We start from the raw sequence: 23,974 nt of genomic DNA, 5'->3' as shown, positions 1-23,974 counted from the left end.
ACACTATTAGTCCTTTTAACTATGAAATTTCTATATTTTTGGTATAATTGGTACTATACTAATTAAACAACAAAACATCTTCAAACAGACTGAAAATACCACTTTTTTGTCATAATTAACAATATTAATACAAAAAGAAGACTTCAATCAATTTGACTGAAGCCCTTGAGAAAGTTATAACTTTAATTTTACTGCTGTTCCGTACGCTAATACTTCGGAAGTCCCATCCATTACAGACGATGTGGAAAATCTTACACCTACTATCGCATTTGCCCCTAATTGTTGCGCTTCTTGTACCATTACCTTTGTGGCAATTTCTCGGGAACGAACGAGCATTTCTGCATACTCTTTCATTTCTCCACCGACAATATTGCGAAGCCCTGCAATCATATCACGACCGACATTTCTGGATTGCACAGAGTTGCCCTTCACTAGGCCTAGTGTTTCTTCAATGTGTTTTCCTACTATCTCATCCGTTGTAGACATTAACATACGCTTTCCTCCTAGAAGTTCAACTTTTGAATTGCTTTAACAGCATCTTCAATTGAAGAAGCGATTATACCATTACGCTTAATCAGGCCTATTACAAATAAATTACGATAGACAAACTGATTTTCGATACCATCTCGGACAAGTGCTTCTATTTTCATCATGTTTTCTCGCCCTTGCTGACGAACATCTGTAAATACGCCAACGATTGGACGATTAAGCATAGAAAAAGCACCAATTTCAGCTGCGACACCTGAATCTATTTCTACACCGTCTAAAACCGCCACTAAAACATCGCTACTTTGCAGCATCATTAAATCAGCCTCTGCAATCGCTAAACTATCCGCATAGGCTGTTTTATCATTAATTGCATCATTCTCCTGTGGTACATATAATTCAATGCCTGGTACGGCCTGTCGAATTGCTGCCGCAAGTTGTTCGTTGACTAAACGATCTCCTAACGAAAATAAGCCGTTTGCTAAATATGCTTTCATACTATGAACTCCTTAAAGTAATGATTTTTCAAAAATAATTTTATGTCGACCCTTTTCATCAACAAATGTAGACACAATGTCAAATTCATGCTTAATATTTGTAATAAGCATTGCTTTCTTTGTATTTCTACCATATGTACGTACCTTTTTATAGCCAAGTAATTGCAGTCTGTCGTGTTGCTTGTTCATTAATTGACTGGCAATTCCTTGACCACGCATTCTCTCATGAACACCGCCTAGCCAGCTATAAAAAACACCGTCGGGTTGTTCATAGCCAAGCTTAAAGCCAATAATTTCGTCTTGTTCTACTGCAAATAGACATAATAGCCCTTTTTTACTTTCCATTTTTTCCAATGAAAGCTTATTCCCGTCGAAAACATGAGCATGAATCAACTGTAATTGGTCTAGCCAGGCATAGGGCATACCATCAATAACAACAATATGCATTTCTCTACCACCTCGTCTCCAGTTTCCCATTATAGCAGAAAAGGGCAACTTACATTAGAAAGGACAAAATTATTTCGATCCAGCCATCGCGTCAATTTAACCATACAAAATTGCTGGCTCGCGTACTGCATGTAAATAGTTTGCAAGCTTCCCAGCAAATACTTCCTCTAAATAAGGCAATTGTGCGATGCAATGTGGTGTCATTAAAGCCGGATTTTGATAAACCTTTAACCCTCCAGCTTTTAACAGCATCGCCACAAATTGAGAACAAAAATAGGCACGCTCTCTTCTCACTTCTTTTTGCACCATAACACCAAATAAGCCGATGAAATTATATTTATAACGTTCTCGATTCCAATACATATATTGAACGATTTTCATCATTTCTAAATACTGATAATGCGAAACTTTACAGCGATAAATAACGCAGTCAGCAGCTTCAAACAGCCCTAATTCTGCATCTTCTCTTAAAAACCCACCACTTAATGGGTTATTTAATTGTCTTCGCCCAAAGCTATACATTTCAAAAAGGCCTTCATCAAATGCAACAGATGCATGATTCATCTCTTTTCCCGTATACATTCCGATAGCTTTTGACAATAATGTGCCGGTTTTTGTTAATACTATGTAAATGGTATATGCCATATCTTCACCTACTTCAATTTTCTCAGCTATTAGCAATACGTATCAGCTCTTCATTTAGTTTCGTATTTTCTATTATTTCTATTATACAATTTAAATCTTAAGTTTTTACTGCTAGTACCTGAAGATTTCCTTAATTTTTATCATGATTGTATTTTATTAATGATAGATTCGATTCTATCAAAGTTTTAAAAGTCTTAATTTTTCGCCACCTTTATTTATATGTCTAAAATTTTATTCTTATGTGGAGGATTTTGAGGTACACACAATTTTTTTATGGAGTTCCTGGGGTAAGAGATTCTTGACGGCTGCATAGGCTAAATCAATGCTTTCTGAATTCTCTTAGCAAACAATCGTTGTTGATTAATCACTACTTATATTGTTGAATAAACCGTCCAAAATATTAACCATATTGTAGAGTAATTATTGCTAAAATGCGAAAAAACTGAAATGATTATAGTTAAACAAGACATTCTATAAAATTACTAAATAAGGGTTCTTTTTCTAAAATGATTTTTTATTTATCATAAAAATGGAGTTAATAGGTATTTTTGTTGCAATAAACTAAAAAATCTATCTCCCTGTACTCCGTTAGATCTCCATTGTCTTAGCATTCATTTCAATTAGGTATTCAAACTATTTCAATTTTCTTAGTAAAAAATTTATTAAGTTCTGTTTTCATGGACATATTACCAATCACCTTTCATTTTCAAATCATAGATTAGTATTGTAAGGCTAGCGCTGGCCAGAACTAACAAAAAGGGAGATTAAAAAATGGAAGATAATAGATATATGAAACACATGAATTGGGATTTTAATACTTTCAATAAATTTGACAAATGTCATTGCGAATCTAAAAAATATTATTACGAATATCACAAATGTGATTGTAAACACGACAAATGTGGGTGCAAAAAAGATAAATGGGAACACGAGCGTAAACACGACAAATGTGAGTGCAAAAAAGATAAATGGGAACACGAGCGTAAACACGACAAATGTGAGTGCAAAAAAGATAAATGGGAACACGAGTGTAAACACGACAAATGTGAGTGCAAAAAAGATAAATGGGAACACGAGTGTAAACACGACAAATGTGAGTGCAAACATGATGAAAAACATAAAGATCATGACTGTAAAGGTTGCGTTTGTAATCTATTAAAACGCTTTGAGCCAGGAACTTTAGTTGACGTCCTATTAGCAGGCGGCGGTAGTTTCCTTTATGTTTATTTCTTAGCCTTAGACCCGAAAAATTGTTGTGCGTACTTCCTTGAAGTAGGAGACGCTGCTGCAGCTACGCCAATTGTCATCGACTGTCAAAAAATCGCCGCTATTATCAAAAGAAATTCTGTGGCGTAACTTTTACTGGGTCTCTTCCCCTATGGAAGAGGCTTTTTAATATTAATATCCCTCAATAGTGTCCTAAACAGCAAAAAGATCACTCATAATGTAAACAATGAGTGACTTTTTATAAAATGCTTTGAAATGGCATTATTTACTTCTCACAAACAGCAGTTTAACCCACTGATTAACTAAAAATGGCATGCAGGACAAGCTATAAATTAAACCTAATTGTGCGCCACTTAATGTTGCCACCTCGAACATACCCGTAAACGATGGAACAAATAATACTAAATGTAGACTTAAAAATCCTATTAAAAATGCTAGCCACGTATATTTATTAGAAAATACACCAATTGTGAAGAGCGATTCTTTCGATCGGGAGTTAAAGCCATGTACTAATCTTGACAAACATAAGGTTGTAAAGGCCATTGTGGTTGCCGTTAGAGTATCTCCGGTTGACAAACCTATGCGAAAAGCAATAATTGTAGAGATAGCAATTAATAATCCTTCAAGCATCACTTGGGTAGTAAAAGCTTTATTCAGTAATGGTGTGTGAATATTTCTAGGCTTGTCCTTCATTGTCTTTTTATTGTGAGGCTCTAAACCGATTGCAATCGCTGGCAAACTATCAGTAAGCAAGTTAATAAATAATAGATGCACGGGTGCAAAGGGAACTGGCAAGCCTAATACCGTAGCATATAATACAACAAAAATTGCACCTGCATTGCCTGATAATAAGAATAGAATGGCGTTTTTAATGTTCGTATAAAGGCTTCTCCCATTCGAAATAGCCTTGACAATTGTTGAAAAATTATCATCCGTTAAGATCATTGAGGATGCATCTTTCGCTACCTCAGTACCGGTAATTCCCATTGCCACACCGATATCAGCTTGTTTTAAAGCAGGACCATCATTGACCCCATCTCCGGTCATAGCAACTACATTTCCTTTTTCCTGCCAAGCTTTAACGATGCGAATTTTCTGCTCCGGTGTTACTCGTGCGTAGACAGAGAGAGCTGGAACCAATTCTTGTAGTTGCCGATCCGTTAAACCTTCAATTTCATATCCTTCGATTGCTTCTGAAGGGTCTTTTAATATACCAATTTGTTTAGCAATAGCAGTTGCTGTTATTTTATGGTCACCAGTAATCATAACTGGTTTAATACCAGCTTTTATGCAACTTTCAACAGCAGCTTTTGATTCTTTCCTCGGAGGATCCATCATCGCCGTTAATCCAACGAAAATTAAATCTCTTTCATGTTCTACATTAAGCGTTTGACTTGCCTTCATCTCCTTGTAAGCAATTGCTAATACCCTTAAACCATTCATAGAAAAGTTACGATTCACTTCTTCAATTTTTTTACGCTGTTCTTCTGTAATATCAATACTTCCTTTAGCCGTTTCGATTTTTACAATTTTAGATAGTAGAACATCTAATGCTCCCTTAGTAATCATAATATTTTTCTGATCGATATGATGCACTGTACTCATTAGCTTTCTGTCTGAATCAAAAGGAAGTTCTGCCACTCTTGGATAGTGCTCTCTTAGCATTAACTCGTCAAAACCGTACTGCTTCCCTAATTTCACGAGTGCAATTTCAGTGGGGTCTCCTATTTCTTTCTGATCACTTCCCAAGGCGTTATTACATAACAATGCTTTTACAATAAGTTTTTTCTGCATCGCATTTTCTGTATGTAGTTGATCATGCGGTATGACTTTTTGATCAACATATACTTGTTGAACAATCATTTTATTTTCAGTTAAAGTTCCTGTTTTATCTGAACAAATAACAGAAACACTTCCCAGACTTTCAACAGCATAAAGCTTTCGTATGATGGCATTTTCTTTCGCCATTTTTTGTGTCCCAAAAGCCAGTACGATGGTAACAATTGAACTTAATGCTTCTGGAATTGCCGCCACTGCAAGTGAAACTGCAAACATAAATGATTCTACTAACTCCCGTCCTCGAATAAGGTCAATCGTAAAAATGACGACACAAATCATCGTAATACCTAATGCTAATTTTTCACCAAATTGATCTAGACTCACTTGTAGAGGTGTTTTTTTCTCTTTTGCCGTATCCAATAAGTTTGCAATTTTCCCTATTTCTGTTTCCATCCCAATAGCTGTGACAATTACAGTGCCACGTCCATTCGTAACAAAACAACCGGTGAAAACCATATTTTTTTTATCAGCGATGGTTATTTGATGTTCTTTAATGGGCGCTGTACTTTTCGCTACAGCTAATGACTCACCTGTCAACGAACTTTCATTTATATGCAAATTATGACTTTCTAATAATCTGCCATCAGCATTGATATAATCTCCAGCCTCTAAAAAAAGAATATCACCAACCACAATGTCCTTTGATGAAATCTCTACTATCTGATTATTTCGCATCACTTTTGCAACTGGAGAGGTCAAAGCTTTTAGATTGTCCAAAGACTGTTCTGCCTTGACATGCTGTATTGTGCCCAAGATTGCATTTAAAAAAACGACAATCATAATGACAATAGTACTTTCTACTTCACCTAATAGTAATGAGATAACAGCAGCAACAATTAAAATAATGACTAATAAATCTTTAAACTGTCCGAAGAAAACCGCGAATGTACTTATTTTTTTTCCTTCCGCCAATTTATTATACCCGTATACTTCTTGTCGCTTTTGGACGTCTTCATCACTCAATCCTTGATTTGTTACGTTCAACTGTGCCATGACTTCATCTGATAAATGTTGATGATATTGTGCCATTTGATTCCCCTTCCAGTGTGTAATTACTAGACCATCGTGCTCATTAAAAAGAAACTGCACTATTTTACCTACTTACTATAGTGTCTCTCATATCCTATAAAGACTGTCAAAACAAAAGGGAGATAGAGGAAACGGAATATTTATTTATGTTCTAGTAGTAAACATATCTTTATCCTGCATATACAATTTGATAGCTTACATTTCTTTTGTTATAGCCCTCCATGTGGTTCTCCATCTCCGTAATACTCAATATTATTCCTTGTTGTATTCCAGTATGATAATAATTGATATAGAAATTAAATTATTTGTTAGATTAGTGAGAATATAATATAGACTCGCCATAACGAAAGAATTATCAAGCTTTTTGAGAGCACTTCACGGGGACACTTTATACTAGGAATTGCGTTTATACAAAAAATATGGCTTGTCATAGTCAAAGACTACAACAAACCACCGTTTATATTCTCTTAAGGTTACTTCAATAACCATAAGAGAACTTTTGCACATTTAACTATCTCTTGTTGGGATAAAAAAAGAGCTTGTAATCAAAAAAACCGCTGTCATTTGCTTTTACCGATACTGGGAAACAGTTACCCTTTATAGCTAACTTCCCCAGTCTCGACTAATTCCTTAAGTCCCATAAACATTAAATTCCAACCATGTTCAGTTCCATCGTGATACTCTCCAAGTGCTATTTCAATATCAGCTTTAGTCCAATTTTCATCATGAGGTACGTAGATAACTTGTGAAAATGTCATTTTACAACCTTGCTGAAGTTTTGTTAGTTCCACTGTAATGGTATCTTGTGATTCACTAAACTGTGGCATTTTGAACGTAAATACTAATTTCACTGGAGGATCTATTTCTAAATACTCACCTATCGCGCGATAACCTTTACCATCTCGTCGATCAATCATTTCCCATTTGCCGCCCATTGGATTATTTTGCGCGACAATATTTGTCTCTTCTAATGTAAAAAACCATTTCCTCATCATCTCAGGATGCAGCCATGCATCAAATACTCTTTCAGGTACTACATCAAAAATTCTTGTCATTGTTAAAGTAGTTGTTGAATAATTGTTCATCCTATTGCTCCCTTTCAATAGTTTTCAAGCATAACAAAATGGTTACTGCAAAATTGCTCATAAAGTGCAACTATGCGCGTTCTTCCAGCGACATCATACGAACAATATCACTTCTTATTGAATATGCCAAAGTGTAGATGATATTATTAGCATGTTTAACCTATAATTGATGCCTTACTCTTATTCAACTGAATTAGTGATATTAGTCATCTTGAACTGTTCACTTATCCATTCACACACCAATCATCCTATACGATAACGTAACCTACACAAATGAAATGGGCATTCGTTTATTGCTATAAAAGCTCTATACATATCCTGTACTAGTGATGAACATCTAAATCATTCGGAAAGGATGTAAATTATTAGTTCGAATATTGATTACACTTCACCATCGATGCAGTTCACATTTGATGTAAATAAAAGTCCTCTATTTAAAAAGGACAATCAGAATTTTATCAACATTCTAGGCGTTGAACAGTTAAATACACTTGAAAATGTATCGTTACTAGATATTTTTCTTAGTACAAATAATGTAGTTGAGCCACATTATCATCAAAATGCTGGGGAACTTGTCTATTGTGTCTCCGGGGCTGCAACTGTCTCAATACTTAATCCATTCACAAAGCAAATTCAAAACTACCCCATTCGACCAGGTCAAGTTGCGAATGTACCACAAGGCTGGTGGCACTATGAAATTGCTACAACTGATAATACACATTTACTTGCCATTTTTGACGCTCCAACACCAGAAGTAATTTTAGGTTCAGATATTTTGAAATTTACGCCAGCAAATGTAATGGCACACACTTATTGTTTAGACGAAAATCAGTGGAAGAAAACAATCGCTCCCGTTGTACCGTCAACATATATTGGCCCTGCTAATAATTGTCACCGAAATCAGAATCCGACTTCTACACCCCAAACCAACCCTTATATAAATACCTATCAACAGCAAATGAATCCTTATCACTACCCATATCCATACGGTAATCCATATGGGTCACAATAATGCTCTCCGCTGTAGCTTCTAGCTTTGCTACAGCTTTTTGAGAGCAACTACATATAAAAATGATAGTGTTTGGCTAAGTAACCGACTATATTATCAATCGAATTTAAACATTTTATACACCACAAAAAATACCGATTATTTAATGCCAACGTATGTATTAGGAGATTTACAACACAATATTGCATATTTTATTTCTTAGAATCCTTGCATTGTTACTGATAAACGTAATAAGCAAAAATAGTAGCATAACAACTTAAAAATAAAAAGAAGTTTCAATCGCGCTTCGCACTATTTTCACACCCAAAATAATCCTTTTTTTAAAAAAAGTTGAATAAAATATATTTTTATAGCCCATCCTATTCTCATATAAAAAAACTATAATATGAATTAGGAAGTGTAACTATGGCTTATTTCAAAAAAAATCTACCATCTCTATCATTACGTTTTAATGAGTTATTTACGATATGGACACATCTCAGTTTAAACAATGGCTATATAGCTGCGAATCACTCGTTTTACAAGTATGCTTTGGATAAAGATTTGAGAGCGATCCTTGTGGAATTTATTGAAGTCTTGAAAGATGACAACAAGCAACTAGAACATTTATTAACAGAAAATAACATAGCTATTCCTCCTATGCCCTGTGAAAATCTTACGATGCAACTCAGGGATATTCGAGGCGGTAAAAAAGTGAATGATACAGAAATTAGTGCCGTTTTATCCATGAATATTGCTTCTGCATTAATTGCATCTACCCATGCGATGGAAACGTCTACTCAGGTTAATTTAACTAGGTTGTTTGGTCAAATTCATATGAAGAATGCCATACTGGGTGCAAAGCTAATACAACTTAGCAAAGATAAAGGTTGGTTGCCTGTTCCTTCTGCTATATCGTAATGCTAACCATCCGTCCTAACTCAAATAGATCTTAGAACTTTCAGTCGTGTCTTTTTTCGAGACGCGGCTTGTTCTGGTTAGCGTTACTTCCCGAGGTCATTTCAATTCATTGAGCAAAACTAGTACAATGCTAGCTTTATTCTTCAGTCCCGCAAGTACCAGACCGATAAATATCAGAACTTTAGCCTTTTATTCTGACAATGCTCTAAAGAAAAAAGACTACCTAAAGGCAGCCCTATTACATATATTGGTGATATTATTTTTTTATTTATCTCTGTTTGTTACTAATAAATAATCGAGCGCACTCATTCTAGTAAGCTTGTGTGTAAATTTTATGGCAGCTGCTTTTGAATCAAATGTAAAGTTTTGGAGTTCGTCTGTTGGTATATATTGATCAGCGATTTTTCGTTTCAGTTTTCGTACAGATAAAATGTGTGAGTCCTCCTCGTATAAGATAACAGCACCAACGTTTCGATAAAGCGTTTGGTCAATCGTCGCAACAATTTGCACATTTAATCCATCAAATTCAGTTAAATCTACCTGCATTTATTTACCAGCCTCCCTCTATCTTTACATTCGATTCCCATCTAAAAGAATCCTTCTTTCCAATATAAAAACGGAGGTAACTCTCATTTGTCCCTATCAATTTTTTAGAAAAGGGAATTCTAACTCTATTTGTGTTAATGGCTTTCCGCATTCATCAAAAGTACTATTGACTTGTGCTAGTATGCAATGATAAACCAATAAACTTAAACTTCTAAATTAATGAGAAGTCACAAATTAACGATAGAAGTACGCTAAGAACACCTATTTTTTTACATTTCCGGACATTACTATGTCCAACGCATACCATGCTTTTCTGTCGCATCCACAATTACGTTCAATCGTTTCTTTTCGACGTGAGTAGATTTGTTTCATATCACTTTAATGACGTAAATGATCGGATTCTTCCACATGATGCGCCCAAATAGGACGTTCAATAATTTTCCGATGTCAGCATTTCTAATGGATTTGGTTCACTATTACTATTTCTCGTCATTTTATCCATCACCTCAATCATTTATAGATGACACTAGTTGATTGGAGCGCAGGCGGCGACTTCTGCGGGAATAGCATGAGCGAAAAGGCCCCGCAGGCGCGTAGCGACGAGGAGACTGAAGTCATGCCCGCGAAAAGCGTCCGTCGTACCGGAAATCAACGGCATCATAAATTAATGAGAAGTCGGATTTTCTTGTGATAGTGGCGCTCTTTTCAAAGAAAAAACTGCAGTCCCTAAAGCACATAAAACTAAGACAGCACCAAATCTTGCTAATTCCATAACAGAACCAGTCATCGCAAACAGCGCTCCACCAACTGCTGAGCCGATTGATATACCGATTTGTAAAGCCGCAGTATTTAAGCTCTGTTGAATATCAGATGTTTTAGGGTCCGTTTGAATTAAATAGTTTTGTAAAGGCGGCGTAAGAGCCCAACTTAGTGCTCCCCACAAAACTGTGACGATCAGAAAGAGCGGGAAAGCCACAATTGTATAAGGAATTGAAAATAGTACAATTGCGAATGACGAAATAACAATTACAATAGCCTTACCAGAACCTAAATTGTCACTTAACCAACCACCAATAGCATTGCCACTTACTGACGCTATCCCAAATATTAGATAACAAATGCTAATCCATGATGAATCCAAATGAAATGCTTCTACTAAAAATGGCGTGAAGTAAGCATAGAGCATGTAATGACCCGCCAGCATAAATAGAGTCGTTAAATGCGCACTCGATATTTTTAAATTGGCTAATGATTTTATTTGAACTTTTAATGGCGTAACCTCTACAACCGGCATTTTTTCTAGCAGTAAAAAAATCAGTATCATTGAAACACTTGAAAGTAGTGCTATCCCTAAGAAAACAGCACGCCAGCCAAATGCTTCTGTCACAAATATCCCCATCGGAACACCTATTACAAGTGAGGAACTTACACCGATAAAAATAAGTCCTAATGCTTTTGCGCGATGTCTTGGCTCTACAATTTTTGTTGTAATTGTGAGAGATAGAACAATCACCAATGCTGTACTCATTGCTGTTACAATTCTAGCAATCATTACTGTTAAAAATGTAGCACTAAAGTAAGTCATAATATTACCTAAAGTAAATACAAATAAGGCAATCAGATACAGGCGTTTCCTTTCTACTTTTGCCGTTAATGACAAAAGTACAGGAGCAGAAATTGCATACACTAACGCAAAAATAGTAATAAGCTGTCCTGCTGTCGCTAATGATACATTTAAATCATCGGCAATATGGGGTAGTATCCCACCTACAATTAACTCCACTAATCCGACTGCAAAAGTAGTAGCAGCCAGTATAAAAACTCTCCAATTCATCAAATCAACCCTTCTATTGCTTCCATCTTGTACGGGTCAATTTATAAAAAAATCCTGACTACAAAAATGAAAGCATAATTTTTGTAGTCAGGATTTTATGGTTCCTGGTAGAGACCCTCAATCCATATTATTGAGGTTATACATATCAAATTATTTTACTTTAGCTATATTAGCATATTGTATTTTTTCTTACAACATTTTTTATAACGCAATTCTTACTTCACTTTCATCTCCCTGTTTGTTCCTGCTTTTTCATTCAAAGGTCTTTTTTTCTAATATTGCTTATAATTTTCAGCATTTGACCATAGATAGTAATATATAACGTTTTAATAGGGAGGTGGTTGTTTGCGTATAGTAGGTTTAGTATGCTATTTTTTAGGGCTGTTTTACGGTGTGGAGCCAGCACTAGAGGAATTTACGGCAGATGAACCATCTAGTCAATTTTCTGATGTGGACAAACAACAAACCCCAATTAAAGAAACGGTTGAAAATGCCAAAGTTTGCGCTCATTATCCAACTTATACAGTTTGTAAAGCTTTACCTGAAAAGTAAATGAGCTAGCAAAAAGAGGCCTACTCAAGATACTATCTGAGTGGACCTCTTTATTAAAAGACGAATTATTTAGATCTATTAATTTGAATGACCATTCAAAAGTCATACGGTTACTTTTTTAGGAACTGCTGGTCCCAAAGTTATTTACCACCAATATGAAAATGTTTGAATGGGTAGACAGTTACTTTTGATTCGCCATATACTGCATCTTTAGAAATCAAACCGTAATGACGGCTATCATAACTTTTTAAGCGATTATCACCGAGCACAAAATACATACCTTCAGGCACTTTGTTCTCATCGACTAGTCCCTCTAAAGTAAAATTCTCCGTAATACGTAATTGATTAGGATCATCTGTTTGACGATTGACATAATCTTCTTTATAAGCTTTACCATTAACATATAAAACATCGTCTTTCATTTCTACTGTATCCCCAGGTAGTCCAATTACACGCTTTATGTATAATTCGTCCTCAGTTGGCGATTGGAAGACAATTTGATCAAAGCGTTCAATTTTACTTATTTTACTGACAATGATAATATCCTTATCCTCGTATGTTGGGTACATTGAAGCACCTTGTACTTTAATGGGGGCAAATAAAAATTGTTTACAACCCAATACGACAAGTGCTGTAATTACAATAATTTTAATGTAGGATAGTACTTCTTTTTTAAAACTCGTTTTTTCTTCTTGCATACTCATTCCCCGATACTGTTTTCTTCTAGTATAGCATTTTCTATAGTTTAGTGACGCTTTTCAGCCCAAAATGTTTCTTTTTCATAAAAAATAGAAGTATCTATATGAAACCGTTGCTTTCCGCTACAGCGGACGCTTTTCGCGGCATGGCTTCAGTCTCCTCGTCGCTACGCTCTTGCAGGGCCTTTTCGCTCATGCTTTTCCCGCAGAAGTCGCCGCTTACGCTCCAACCAACTCGTGTACGTAAAGCTAGGCGATCAAGTATGGATCCTTTTGTTCCAGTTAAAATAACGTTTATTCAATATGTATTTGGTATTCATTCTATGCGTCAGACGATTACGTCATTTAATGAACATCACAGAAAAAATCAAAAGGTTTCGGAATGCTAGTCATTCCCGAAACCTTTTGTCTTCTTATTTTTCATTTTATTATGTTAGAAAATTATGAATGGTTACTTTGCGTAGCAGAGTGATGCTGTTCATTAAACAAATCTACTGCTAATACAATACCGATAGGCAATGCGATTGCCAATAAAATGGTACCTATCATCATTACTATCACTCCCTTAACCATCTGATAATTGTATTATACACCAAATTTTCTGATATTTCAAACGAAACAAAAAAATCATTCAACTAGGCACGCATCCTACCTGAATGATTTTTTTATTACATGAAAATTTTTAGACAAAGTAGTTGTAAATTTCGCATAGCTGATTTGATTGGACTTTTTCGTACCTTGCGTTTAGGTATATAGCCTTGCATGCAGTTATTTAGAGCTGTATACCTAAGCACCTGGGTCCTCCCATTCATGAATCTCCCTCCCCCATGATCAACATTTTTACAGCTAATTTTATTTGTCAAACAACATTCTTTGTAATGAATATTATTGTAAATGTGTTTTTAATTCCGTTTGGATTTGTTGTAACTCCGTTTCATCTGGTATAAAATACCATATCTGATTAATTTTCTTGCCTGAGCCTTCTTCAAATGATAATTGGTCAATTCCACTATTCATTTTTTTATATATACCTTGCAATTGAATTAGATCCTTTACGCTAAAATTCATGCGGACATTTTCTCCAACAACATCAAGCATATCTGTCGCCTTTAAAAGCACTGACGGCGTCGACGCTTTTTTCATAACCGCTTCGATAATTTGTCGTTGACGAATTTGACGACCAAAATCACCACGCGGATCTTCATAACGTATACGTGAAAAAATAAGTGCCTCATCACCATTTAAAGTTACTTCTCCCTTAGGGTAATGATAGGAGTCATAGGTCAAATCCATATCATTTTGTATCGTTACGCCTCCAAGCGTATCAATAATTTGTAAGAAGCCCTCCATATTGATAAATACATAATAATCGAGTTGAATATCCAAAAAATCCTCAACTGTATCCATTGCCATTGGTACACCACCAAATGCATAGGCATGATTAATTTTATCTACTGAGTCATGACCAATAATCTCTGTACGTGTATCACGTGGAATACTGAGCATTTTCATCGTTTGCTTTTCGGGGTTGACTGTGATAACAATCATCGTATCGGAACGACCGCTATCATTTTCTCGTTCATCCACGCCAAGCATAAGCACAGAAAAAGGTTCCTTTTTTGTTATTGTCTTTTGTTCTTTTTCTACAGTATTTGTTTCAAGAAGTGGTGTATTAATTTTATTCATTGTTTTCTGGACAGTATAATAAGCAGTACCTATAAAAACGAAAAATATTACCAGTAAACTACCTAAAATCCATAACATAACTTTTTTCTTACTTTTCTTTTCCTTTGAACGCTTCATTTTTTTTTCCATACTTAAGTCCTCTCTTGCTTTTAACAAATTCTCTCTTCTTTTTGACGTTTTAGGTTGGAAAAAAGTTCATTTAGTCTATTTATATGCATATTGGACGAAAAAAAGACGTACACTAGTATTTACTAAATATACGTAAATATATTCATTCACACTCATATCAGCAATAATGTTTGTCATTTCCATACCTGTTTATTTTGCACAGTAAGAAACCGTCTCAAAAATGATTTGACACGGCTTCCTTGTAAATAACTATAGTTTTTTTTCTTGCAGACCTTGCACTAGCTTTTCTTGAATCAGCAAATATTGTGCAATTTCTTCCTCATTCAATACCTCAAAAAGCTGGATAAAGACTTCCTTGCCAATCGATTGAGCTTTCACTAAAGCTTTTTCACCTTCATCAGTAATCATTAATCGTATCGTCCGACGATCGGCTTGATCATATAGTCTTTCTGCTAAACCAAGTTTTACTAATTTCTCTGCAATACTGGTCATAGCGCCTTTTGTATAGCCTATTGTTTCCGCTAATTCTGCTTGCTTTTGCGGTCCCTTTGAATGCAACTCGTTTAACACTAAAATCGGCGAAATACCTAACGGATACGGAAAAGCTTTCGTAAATCGTATAATATTTGCATTATTCATCTGTTCAATCATATGAATGAGTTTAAAAATACTTGTCTGTTCCAAAAAAATCCTCCTCGAACATCCGAGAATATTAATGAAGCATAATAGAACCACCATCAACCATAAATGTTTGGCCAGTGATATATTGAGAGTCTTCTGATGCTAAAAATACGGCAACACGACCGATATCTTGTTCCACATCACCAAAGCGTCCCATTGGAATTTTATTTTTTACTGCTTCATAGTATTCCGGTTGTGCTTTTGCCCATGCTTGTACACCTGGTGAATTTGCAATTGGGCTAATTAAGTTTACATTAATACCGAAACGTCCCCATTCATTTGCCGCTACACGTGAAAGACCGCGAATGGCTTCTTTTGCAGCAGCGTATGCTCCTTGCGTTTCATGACCAGCAAGCCCAGCACCAGATGCAAAATTAATAATATTTCCTTTCGACTCTTTCAAATGAGGTAAGGCCGCTTGCATTAAATAAAATAAATCAGCCTGTGTTGTTTCTTCGATTGTTACTTGTTTCGATGCATGTGCATTATTAACTAATACATCTAGTTTACCGTATTTTGCTACAACTGTATCGATAATTTTTGGTAGATGCTCATGCTCCGTTAAATTCGCTTGTAAAAACATGGATTTTGGAGAAATTTGTTGCAGCTCTTTTTCCATTGCTTTACCTGTTTCTTCATTCAAGTCAATTATTATAACGATTGCGCCCTCTTTTACCATCGCCTTGGCCATACCACTACCAATACCACCTGCACCACCAGTAATAATAACAACTTTATCTTGTAATTTACCCATAGATAAACATTTCCTTATTAGTTAACTCGCAATTAGTTTAACACTAAACTATTTACTGTTAAACTAAATTGCTCACCAACTGGGATACCTATTACATTTCATTTGCTATTTGTTTAACAATTTCGTCGATCGTTGGAATCGCTGATGTTTTATTGGCTTGAGTCAAAATACTAAATATATACCATTTACCGCTTTTACCTTGCACATATCCACTTAAAGCATAGGTACCTGTTATATAGCCCGTTTTGGCTGAGACACTATAGCCCTTTAAGCGGTTTTCCAATGTTGCCCCAACAAGCTGTCCTTTTCTACCTGCGTGAGGCAATCCATCTAAATATGAAAAGTACCAAGGTTTACTGCGAACTTTATATAATAATAAGCTTTCTTGCATACTACTTACTCGGTTCTGGCTGTTTAAACCTGAGCCATCTTCAAAATACCATTGATCCATATTGAGGCCACTGTCAATGCCATATGTGCGAATCGCTTGTATCCCAGCATCCCAACTTCCCTCACTACGTATTTCTCTTCCGATTTGCTTAGTAAGCATTTCACCCATACCATTAATACTAAGTTTTAAGAAACGAAAATTAATGTCTTTTAATGGCATTGAATAGGAAACACCGACACGTTGCGCATTATCTGGCACTTGCCCAACTTCGAGCGGCATTTTTTGTATGCCCTTCGCCATTAACTTTTCCCGAAACACATCGAGTGTATACAAAGTAGGATTATAAACTGTTACATATGTACTTTTCTCCGTCCCTGCTGGTAAATTTCCTGTTACCACTATGCGGTCTGTACCGTATTCTCGTGTGATATTGACCGTATTTTTAGAGCCCTTTTTAATAATTTTTGTTTGGTTAACAATGGGAATCGTACTTGCATACGGAGCAAGCTGAACACTTGCCGCCGTCCCAACCCTTGAGCCAGCCACTTTTACTTGCACAGTTGCAATATCATATTGACTATTCGGCGAAATCGTTAAGGCGGAAATACGTGATGCATAGGACAAAGGTTCATCTTGTGGCACAATACCTTTAGATAAACGATCAGCATCAAACCATGCATCATCGGCAATTAAATTTCCTGTTATCTTCGTGACACCCATTTTTTTTAGCCCATTGGCAAAGGATTCTAGGTGGACAGGTAAAAGCGTCGGATCTCCTCCGCCCTGCAAATAAATATTCCCATGTAAAACATCGCCTTCTATGTGGCCATCTATATAGGCCTTTGTTGCAAAGCGATAGTCTGGTCCAAGTAAATCTAATGCTGCCGCACTCACTAATAATTTATGTGTAGATGCAGGTCGAATCATTTTTTCACCGTTTTTACTGTATAGAACATTTCCACTATCCATTTCTCGTACCGTAATACTGTAGTCATTCGTTTTCCAATTTTTTGCAATGACATTATCAATCTTTGTCTTCATCGTTTGCTCACTTGCCCATGCTTCTTCAAGAAACGTTATCTGGAAGCAACATAGCACAACAACAATGCTAAAAATAATTGTGCTCTTTTTCATAAACCCTCCTAAATTAAAAGTAAAGCCATTTTGTCTGTCGTATTGCTTTCATCTATTTATAACTAGATAAAGGTAAACGGCAATTCCTACTTTTCACGCTTTTATTTTACGGAAAAATTTAGCATTTTACAATGTTTCGCCAAATAGCTTATCGGTCTCTTTACGTAAGAATGGCAGGTCATGTTTTTCATTCGACAAGAATAGACTGTATCAGCTTGCTAAAATCTTTCGGTAAAGGAGTTGGTAACATTGGGTGCAAGATGGATAAAAGTTTCGGTGTTGTATTTCGCGATTGCTCTGGCTTTTGGACTGTTTATGCATTATACAATTCAACTTCAATGGAAAACGACACATGCCCATATTAGTGTCTTAGGTTGGCTATCAACGGTATCCATCGGTTTAATCTATTCCATTTATAAAGAAGCTGCTGAGACAGCACTCGCTAAAGCACAATTTTGGTTTTATAATATCGGTTTGCCCTTCCTATTGTTAGGTATGATGATGGTTTATTTAGATGTACCTCACTGGTTATTAGAATTTTGCGTATCTGGCGGTGGTATTGTTGTTGCTTTTTCCGCCGTGTTATTTATGGTGAACATCTTCAAACATGTAAAATGCACTTCTTAATGTAAAAGCCCCACATTGTCAACAATGTGGGGCCTTTCTCTATGAATTCAATGAGTTTGCTTGCATCTGATACATTTTTTCATAAATACCACCAAGTGCCAACAGTTCATCATGCGTGCCTCGTTCAACAATTTCTCCACGTTCTAGCACAAGAATGCGGTCCGCGTTTTTAATCGTTGAAAGACGATGCGCAATAATAAAAGTTGTACGTCCTTTTTTCAATACATCCATGGCATGCTGAATGATTTCTTCTGTTTCCGTATCAATATTAGAAGTAGCTTCATCTAATATTAAAATGGCCGGATCAAAGGCTAATGCACGCGCGAAGGAAATTAGCTGACGCTGCCCTGAAGATAATGTACTGCCCTTTTCAATCACCGGTTCATCATAGCCTTTTGGTAAGTTTGCTAATACGCGTTCTCCACCAACAGCATTTAAGGAAGCCTCCATTTTTTCATGTGAGATTTTTGGATTATTCAAGCTCACATTGGAAGCAATCGTTCCTGTAAATAAATAAGGATCCTGTAGCACAATGCCCATATGTTCACGCATCGTTTGACGAGGAACTGCAGTGATATCAACACCATCAATGGTAATCTTTCCTTTAGATGGATCGTAGAAGCGGAATAATAAGTTCATAATTGAACTTTTACCGGACCCTGTATGCCCGACTAAAGCGATTGTTTCCCCTTGATGTGCCTCAAATGATAAGTTTTTCAAAACATATTCATCATTTTTATAGGCAAAGGATACATCTTCAAAGACAACATTTCCTTTATATCTAGGTAAACTTTCTTCAGATACTGGCTCTCCGTTTATATCTAACACCTCGAACACACGCTTCCCTGCAACGAGTGAGCGTTCAAGCTGTGAAAATTGATTGACGATATTTGTAATCGGATTAAATAATTTTGTTAAATAATCTACAAAGGCATACAATGTACCCGCAGAAATAACTTCCATTGTCGTAATCGATTGTGTCCCAAAATAGAAAATGAATATGGTAAACATGATCAGTCTTAAAGTATTTACAAGATTAAAGGAAGTCGCCGAGTCGAGGAATAAGAGTTTGCGCCCGTAGGCATAATGCTCATTATTCATGTCGTCAAATTCCTTCGTCATTTGCTGTTCACGGCGGAATGCCTGAATAATAGTCATCCCCTGAATCGATTCATTGATCATTGCGTTAATGTCTGCAATTTTCGTACGAATAACATCATTATACTTGGAAGCAAACTTTCGATATAAAATCATCCACACATAAATAATTGGTACCATAATTAATGCGATTAATGCCATTCTCCAATTTAAAATGACAAGTGCGATATACACGCCAATTATTGATATGAAGCTTGTCACAAAATTTGAGAGCACCTGCACATATAAATTACGCACAGCTTCTGTATCATTCGTTACACGTGCTACAATTTTCCCGGCCGGCAAATTATCAAAATATTGAATTGGTAATGTTTGAATATGCTCAAATACGTCCTTACGTAATTTTTGCACGACACGGTTGGCACCTATCTGCAAATAAATATACATAAAATAACGTAAAATAGCTGCTGCTACTGCCAAGATGAAATAAAGTATTAACAGCCAAGTAATAGGCTTGATCTCAAGCTGACCGATTGTCATATAATTGTCAATTATATGTTTTGCAATAAATGGTCCAACAAGCTCAGTAAAAACGGCAATAGTTAAGAAAAATAGCCCAAGAAGTATTGGTTTTTTAAAATACATGGCATAGTTTGTTAAACGTTTACTCGTACTCATGAGGCACCTCCTTCAAGCTGCTGACGGTCGAATTGTTCTTTATACCAGCCTTGTTGTGAAAGGAGTTGATCATGTGTTCCTTGCTCTACAACTTGCCCTTCATCGAGCACAATGATAAGATCCGCGTGCTGAATTCCTGACAAACGATGTGTTGTAATAATCGTCGTTTTATTTTGTCGTTCCCGTTGAATGTTTTCAATAATTTTCGCCTCTGTTTTGGCGTCTACAGCCGAAAGCGAATCATCCAATATTAAAATTTCGGGGTCCTTAATCAATGCACGAGCGATGGACACCCGTTGCTTTTGACCACCAGAAAGCGATACACCCTTTTCACCAACTAGCGTCTCAAGACCCATCGATAAGTTGGCTAAATCCTTTTCGAAATAAGCTGCATGGATCGCTTTTTGTAATTCCGCCTTTGTTGCGTCTTCTTTACCAAACAATATATTTTCACGAATCGTTCGTGAGAATAAAACATGATCTTGCGGTACATAGCCAATCCAATCGAGTAATTGTTCCTTTGTTTGTGCCGTAATATCTACACCATCAATGGACAATTGTCCCTCTCCAATTGGATACTCTCTCAGCAATTGTCGTAGGAACGTCGTCTTCCCTGCACCAGTTTTACCAACAATGCCAAGTGTTTCGCCCTTTTTCAATGACAGCGAAATTTGCTGAAGATTTTTCACCTGACTCATTGGGTATTGGAAAGATAAATCAGCAAAGCCAATCGAATGCGGTGTCGTAACAGCTTTTGGGTTCTCAGTATTTTGAACATCCGCTTCGTAACTTAATGTTTCCTGCACTCGATCGAGAGAGGCATTCCCTTGTTGCATTACGTTAATAAGTTCGCCAATAGCAAAAATTGGCCAAACTGCTAGACCAAGATAAACATTAAACGTCACTAGCTGCCCAACTGTCATTGCCTCGGTTGCTACTAAATGCGCACCATAGCCAAGTGCGACAACATAACTAATACCGGTTCCGACCTTTGTAATTGGACCAAATAAAGCGTTTATTTTCGCTGTATGCATATTTTTTTCATAAACGATTTCACTCATCGCACCAAAGTCTGCTTCGTCCTTTTTTTCCTGCACGTATGCACGTACTACTCGAACGCCCGCCACCGATTCCAATACACTATCGTTTAACTCGCCAAAGGCATCCTGGGCTTTCATATAACGCTCATGTACAATCTTCCCTAAATACTGAATAAGAATAGCCATAATTGGTACAGGCAACATGGCAAAAAACGTTAGTTTCCACGAAATCATATAGCCCATCGCAAAAATAATAAAGCCCATATAAACCGTCGAGTCAATTAGCGTCATAATACCAAAGCCCGCTGTAAGCGACACTGCATTTAAATCATTTGTTGCACGTGCCATTAAATCACCCGTGCGATTTTTTTCATAAAAGGTTGGTGTCATACGCAAAAAGTGTTGCATAAGATTACGTCGCAAAATTTTCTCTAAGTTAATGGCACCTTCAAATAGTCGGAATTGCCACACAAAATTCAGCACATAACCCCCGACAATAATGCCAATGAAAATCAATATATATTTTGTTAAAATAGCTGTCGTCATTTCACCGACTGTTAAAATATCAATAATTGAGCCTAGTAAATACGGCGGAATAACTTCTAATCCACTGGCAACCATCAATAGCACAACCGCTACAGTGTATTGTTTCCAGTATTGTTTAAAAAACCAACTTAATTTACTTAAAACATCGAACATACGTTACAACCTTCTTTCTTCCGTTACTGTTGAGTTTTACTACCCACTATCTAGCAATTCCTTATTAAAAATCATCTTACATGTCGTGCTTCTCATACTACATACACTCCTTTTTTATTTTCACTACAACCTTTTTTGCAATAAAAAAGACACATACCCCTAAAAAGAGCATGCGTCTCTAGTAAAAGGTAAGGTGTGACCCATACCTTTCATTGCAATATAAATTTACAATGTTAGACATGGACAATGTATGCAGCTGTGCTTTGGTATAATGCTGGTAAAATCATCATTGTCATGCCCTCCTTTGTTCGTTTTGTTATAGTGTTCTTGAAGATTATCATACAATTGAAATAATTGTCAACAATCTGACTGTTATTATTTGTGATTTCCAGGAAATAATTAACGCTTTAAAGTAATAAATCACTAAATTCAAAAGTGTAATTTGTCTATTCAAATCACGAAAAAAATAACTGGCTAGCACAATGTTCATAAATTTCTTCCCATGATACACTCTAGTATATATCTTGTAAGGAGACTTTGACTTTGAAATCAATTTTAGCAGTTGGCATTGGCGGCTTTTGCGGAGCTATTTGTCGTTATACTATCGGTCTTTTCATACCGCATACTGGCAGCTTTCCATTGGCAACACTCAGTATAAATCTAGTTGGTTGTTTATGTTTAGCTTGGCTTTTTACTACCTTTGCAAATCGCACGCCACTTATATTGGGCATAGGTACAGGCTTTTTAGGGGCATTCACTACCTTCTCAACATTTTCTGTGGAAACACTTGTACTCTTAGAAAATAATGAGTGGATGACAGCCGTTAGCTATAGTTTATTGAGTGTTATCGGTGGCTTATTGTGTTCCATGATTGGGGCCCGGCTAGCAAGGAGGCGTATAAAATGATTCTTGTAGGGATAGGCGGCTTTTTCGGTGCACTTACAAGATTTTACTTAGGAAAATGGATTGGCAGTTCCTATCCATGGGCAACTTTTTTTATTAATGTAACTGGCGCTTTTGCACTCGGTCTGTTATTTGCACTACATCCCAGTGCTTGGCTTTGGCAACTTTGTGGTATTGGCTTTTTAGGTGCCTACACTACATTTTCAACATTTGGATTTGAGGCCTTACAGCTCATTGAGAGGAAAAAAAGTTGGCAAGCGCTCGGCTACATTTGTAGTACAGTATTATTTGGATTGCTCTTTGCAGCACTTGGTCTGTTAGTTGCGTAAAAGCCTTCCAACTATACATCATTTAATTTTGAGGTGATTTTTTTTACACAACCAACGATAGAGCAATTACAAGCACTAGAAACTGACATTGAACATACCTTAAACACATTAATTGAACTTGAATTGGAAGAAGCTTATCCTGAAATGACTACACGCTTTGCGCAACTCCTAGCACAAGTTCAAGCCGCTCATTTGATTGATTTTAAGCTTGATGTTCTTGTTAATCCTGTATCATTTGCTACAGAAACTCGTATTCTCCTTGAAAGTTTAATGGAGGCAAAAGCCAGACCACATAAAAGGCACCGACTATTAACGCATCGCATGATATTGAAAATTTGGTTGCGTAAAAATCAGCGTTTTATGAATGAATTTTTACCACAAATGTTTTAGGCGCCTTGCGTACTATTTACAGCAATAGTTTAAATTCTACAGGAATAGCTCTTTTTCAATTGTGACTGGTTGTTTTGAATTAGTAATGTCAGTAATTTTAGCATAAAGGCGAGTACCAAATTCCGTGCTTTACTAAATACTTCCCTCATATTAATTAGTAACTTTAACTTTTTTCATAAATACTAATTTTTCAGCAACAAAACCTGTACATTTACCTCTCAATCCCACACCTCTTTCCATTGGCTGAATAAAATATGAGGAAGGGAGGTGTTTTTATGCAACATTGTAGTTCCTGTTGTCCAACAGGAAGAATTAAGTGTACAAGATTTGGACCTTTTGTTGCTATTCCTATCGCATGTATTAGACAAAACGGCGGTGGTGGTGGTGGCGGCAATAACGGCGGCGGTGGCGGTAATAATTAGGTATGCTTTGTTTTTATAACCGCTACAACCAAGGCTTGTAAGGAGTGAATAATTGCTAACGCCTTTTTCCTGAATACATGCCATTATTCTCAAGGTTTTGCTTAATATATTTGATTAATCCGAACCTTCACTCCTTATAGCAACAGGGAATAATGTTAAATTTTATCCATATTTCCCATAACACACTAACAGGAAGCTTTCACCACATTCGGCGTTCCG

The 23,974-nt window shown here is 36.3% G+C and carries 25 protein-coding genes, 1 pseudogene and 1 riboswitch; of the genes and pseudogenes, 9 read left to right on the top strand and 17 right to left on the bottom strand.

Features of this window, described 5'->3' with window-relative positions; translation table 11 throughout:
- Positions 1 to 174: 174 nt before the first annotated feature.
- From ACOMCU_RS07700 to ACOMCU_RS07685, 4 genes are all read right to left on the bottom strand, one after another.
- Entirely contained in the window at positions 175 to 492 is a 318-nt protein-coding gene (locus tag ACOMCU_RS07700) for a YbjQ family protein (RefSeq protein ID WP_421049816.1), read from the bottom strand.
- 11 nt (positions 493 to 503) lie between these two features.
- Complete coding sequence (locus ACOMCU_RS07695) at positions 504 to 983, bottom strand: nucleoside 2-deoxyribosyltransferase (protein ID WP_010859523.1); 480 nt, start codon at positions 981 to 983, stop codon at positions 504 to 506.
- 12 nt (positions 984 to 995) lie between these two features.
- A complete protein-coding gene (locus ACOMCU_RS07690) occupies positions 996 to 1,430 on the bottom strand; it encodes a GNAT family N-acetyltransferase (RefSeq protein ID WP_010859524.1) in 435 nt (144 codons plus the stop codon).
- Between the two features lie 96 nt (positions 1,431 to 1,526).
- A complete protein-coding gene (locus ACOMCU_RS07685) occupies positions 1,527 to 2,111 on the bottom strand; it encodes a hypothetical protein (RefSeq protein WP_010859525.1) in 585 nt (194 codons plus the stop codon).
- Between the two features lie 735 nt (positions 2,112 to 2,846).
- On the opposite strand from ACOMCU_RS07685, the gene ACOMCU_RS07680 reads away from it, so the two are divergent.
- The gene (locus tag ACOMCU_RS07680) at positions 2,847 to 3,431 is read left to right on the top strand and encodes a hypothetical protein (RefSeq protein ID WP_421049815.1); all 585 of its coding nucleotides are present in this window, start codon (positions 2,847 to 2,849) and stop codon (positions 3,429 to 3,431) included.
- Between the two features lie 132 nt (positions 3,432 to 3,563).
- Here the strand turns inward: ACOMCU_RS07680 and ACOMCU_RS07675 are convergent, their stop codons facing one another.
- Together ACOMCU_RS07675 and ACOMCU_RS07670 are read right to left on the bottom strand one after the other, a co-directional pair.
- Positions 3,564 to 6,170: a cation-translocating P-type ATPase gene (locus ACOMCU_RS07675; protein WP_010860846.1), complete on the bottom strand. Its 2,607-nt coding sequence runs from the start codon at positions 6,168 to 6,170 to the stop codon at positions 3,564 to 3,566.
- 590 nt (positions 6,171 to 6,760) lie between these two features.
- Entirely contained in the window at positions 6,761 to 7,255 is a 495-nt protein-coding gene (locus ACOMCU_RS07670) for an SRPBCC family protein (protein WP_421049814.1), read from the bottom strand.
- Positions 7,256 to 7,652: 397 nt separating this feature from the next.
- Between ACOMCU_RS07670 and ACOMCU_RS07665 the strand changes: the two genes are divergently transcribed.
- The gene (locus ACOMCU_RS07665; RefSeq protein ID WP_010860848.1) at positions 7,653 to 8,267 is read left to right on the top strand and encodes a cupin domain-containing protein; all 615 of its coding nucleotides are present in this window, start codon (positions 7,653 to 7,655) and stop codon (positions 8,265 to 8,267) included.
- A gap of 402 nt (positions 8,268 to 8,669) precedes the next feature.
- Positions 8,670 to 9,164, top strand: coding sequence for a DUF3231 family protein (locus tag ACOMCU_RS07660; RefSeq protein ID WP_421049813.1), 495 nt, complete (start codon positions 8,670 to 8,672; stop codon positions 9,162 to 9,164).
- Positions 9,165 to 9,428: 264 nt separating this feature from the next.
- Here ACOMCU_RS07660 and ACOMCU_RS07655 read toward each other — a convergent pair whose 3' ends face one another.
- The 3 genes and pseudogenes from ACOMCU_RS07655 to ACOMCU_RS07645 all read right to left on the bottom strand — a co-directional run bounded on the left by ACOMCU_RS07655 (position 9,429) and on the right by ACOMCU_RS07645 (position 11,544).
- Positions 9,429 to 9,710 (bottom strand): hypothetical protein, encoded by a 282-nt coding sequence (locus tag ACOMCU_RS07655; protein ID WP_010860850.1) that lies wholly within the window; start codon positions 9,708 to 9,710, stop codon positions 9,429 to 9,431.
- A 290-nt stretch (positions 9,711 to 10,000) separates the two neighbouring features.
- A pseudogene (locus ACOMCU_RS07650) lies at positions 10,001 to 10,157 on the bottom strand (IS5/IS1182 family transposase); the annotation flags it as partial.
- 217 nt (positions 10,158 to 10,374) lie between these two features.
- Entirely contained in the window at positions 10,375 to 11,544 is a 1,170-nt protein-coding gene (locus ACOMCU_RS07645) for an MFS transporter (protein ID WP_010860851.1), read from the bottom strand.
- Between the two features lie 64 nt (positions 11,545 to 11,608).
- Positions 11,609 to 11,708: riboswitch (purine riboswitch) on the bottom strand.
- 181 nt (positions 11,709 to 11,889) lie between these two features.
- Here ACOMCU_RS07645 and ACOMCU_RS07640 point away from each other — a divergent pair.
- Positions 11,890 to 12,096 (top strand): hypothetical protein, encoded by a 207-nt coding sequence (locus ACOMCU_RS07640; RefSeq protein ID WP_010860852.1) that lies wholly within the window; start codon positions 11,890 to 11,892, stop codon positions 12,094 to 12,096.
- Between the two features lie 140 nt (positions 12,097 to 12,236).
- Here the strand turns inward: ACOMCU_RS07640 and lepB are convergent, their stop codons facing one another.
- The 6 genes from lepB to dacB all read right to left on the bottom strand — a co-directional run bounded on the left by lepB (position 12,237) and on the right by dacB (position 17,569).
- Complete coding sequence (lepB, locus tag ACOMCU_RS07635; RefSeq protein WP_010860853.1) at positions 12,237 to 12,794, bottom strand: signal peptidase I; 558 nt, start codon at positions 12,792 to 12,794, stop codon at positions 12,237 to 12,239.
- A gap of 441 nt (positions 12,795 to 13,235) precedes the next feature.
- Positions 13,236 to 13,346 (bottom strand): hypothetical protein, encoded by a 111-nt coding sequence (locus tag ACOMCU_RS07630; protein WP_010860854.1) that lies wholly within the window; start codon positions 13,344 to 13,346, stop codon positions 13,236 to 13,238.
- 333 nt (positions 13,347 to 13,679) lie between these two features.
- A complete protein-coding gene (locus ACOMCU_RS07625; protein WP_010860855.1) occupies positions 13,680 to 14,609 on the bottom strand; it encodes an LCP family protein in 930 nt (309 codons plus the stop codon).
- A 249-nt stretch (positions 14,610 to 14,858) separates the two neighbouring features.
- A complete protein-coding gene (locus ACOMCU_RS07620; RefSeq protein WP_010860856.1) occupies positions 14,859 to 15,293 on the bottom strand; it encodes a MarR family winged helix-turn-helix transcriptional regulator in 435 nt (144 codons plus the stop codon).
- A gap of 28 nt (positions 15,294 to 15,321) precedes the next feature.
- Positions 15,322 to 16,044 (bottom strand): SDR family NAD(P)-dependent oxidoreductase, encoded by a 723-nt coding sequence (locus ACOMCU_RS07615; protein WP_421049812.1) that lies wholly within the window; start codon positions 16,042 to 16,044, stop codon positions 15,322 to 15,324.
- Between the two features lie 91 nt (positions 16,045 to 16,135).
- A complete protein-coding gene (dacB, locus tag ACOMCU_RS07610; RefSeq protein ID WP_421049811.1) occupies positions 16,136 to 17,569 on the bottom strand; it encodes a D-alanyl-D-alanine carboxypeptidase/D-alanyl-D-alanine endopeptidase in 1,434 nt (477 codons plus the stop codon).
- Between the two features lie 249 nt (positions 17,570 to 17,818).
- Between dacB and ACOMCU_RS07605 the strand changes: the two genes are divergently transcribed.
- Positions 17,819 to 18,196, top strand: a complete 378-nt coding sequence (locus ACOMCU_RS07605) for a hypothetical protein (protein ID WP_010860859.1) — start codon at positions 17,819 to 17,821, stop codon at positions 18,194 to 18,196.
- Positions 18,197 to 18,235: 39 nt separating this feature from the next.
- Here ACOMCU_RS07605 and ACOMCU_RS07600 read toward each other — a convergent pair whose 3' ends face one another.
- Entirely contained in the window at positions 18,236 to 19,972 is a 1,737-nt protein-coding gene (locus ACOMCU_RS07600) for an ABC transporter ATP-binding protein (RefSeq protein WP_421049810.1), read from the bottom strand.
- Positions 19,969 to 21,711 carry an ABC transporter ATP-binding protein gene (locus tag ACOMCU_RS07595; RefSeq protein WP_421049809.1) on the bottom strand — a complete coding sequence of 581 codons (1,743 nt, stop codon included), beginning with the start codon at positions 21,709 to 21,711 and terminating at the stop codon, positions 19,969 to 19,971. Before ACOMCU_RS07595 ends, ACOMCU_RS07600 begins: the two co-directional genes overlap by 4 nt.
- A 543-nt stretch (positions 21,712 to 22,254) precedes the next feature.
- Here ACOMCU_RS07595 and crcB point away from each other — a divergent pair.
- The 4 genes from crcB (at position 22,255) to ACOMCU_RS07575 (ending at position 23,755) form a co-directional block, all read left to right on the top strand.
- Entirely contained in the window at positions 22,255 to 22,617 is a 363-nt protein-coding gene (crcB, locus tag ACOMCU_RS07590; protein ID WP_421049808.1) for a fluoride efflux transporter CrcB, read from the top strand.
- Positions 22,614 to 22,943 carry a fluoride efflux transporter FluC gene (locus tag ACOMCU_RS07585; protein WP_010860863.1) on the top strand — a complete coding sequence of 110 codons (330 nt, stop codon included), beginning with the start codon at positions 22,614 to 22,616 and terminating at the stop codon, positions 22,941 to 22,943. The genes crcB and ACOMCU_RS07585 overlap by 4 nt, the downstream gene beginning before the upstream one ends.
- Positions 22,944 to 22,976: 33 nt before the next feature.
- Complete coding sequence (locus ACOMCU_RS07580) at positions 22,977 to 23,333, top strand: hypothetical protein (protein WP_421049807.1); 357 nt, start codon at positions 22,977 to 22,979, stop codon at positions 23,331 to 23,333.
- Between the two features lie 275 nt (positions 23,334 to 23,608).
- Positions 23,609 to 23,755, top strand: coding sequence for a hypothetical protein (locus ACOMCU_RS07575; protein ID WP_421049806.1), 147 nt, complete (start codon positions 23,609 to 23,611; stop codon positions 23,753 to 23,755).
- The last annotated feature ends 219 nt before the right edge of the window (positions 23,756 to 23,974 follow it).

This window comes from Lysinibacillus sp. UGB7 (genome assembly GCF_049058285.1).
In the GTDB taxonomy this organism is placed as follows: domain Bacteria; phylum Bacillota; class Bacilli; order Bacillales_A; family Planococcaceae; genus Lysinibacillus; species Lysinibacillus sphaericus_B.
Note: the sequence above shows the minus strand (reverse complement) of the source record. Positions and strands in the feature narration are given on the sequence as shown.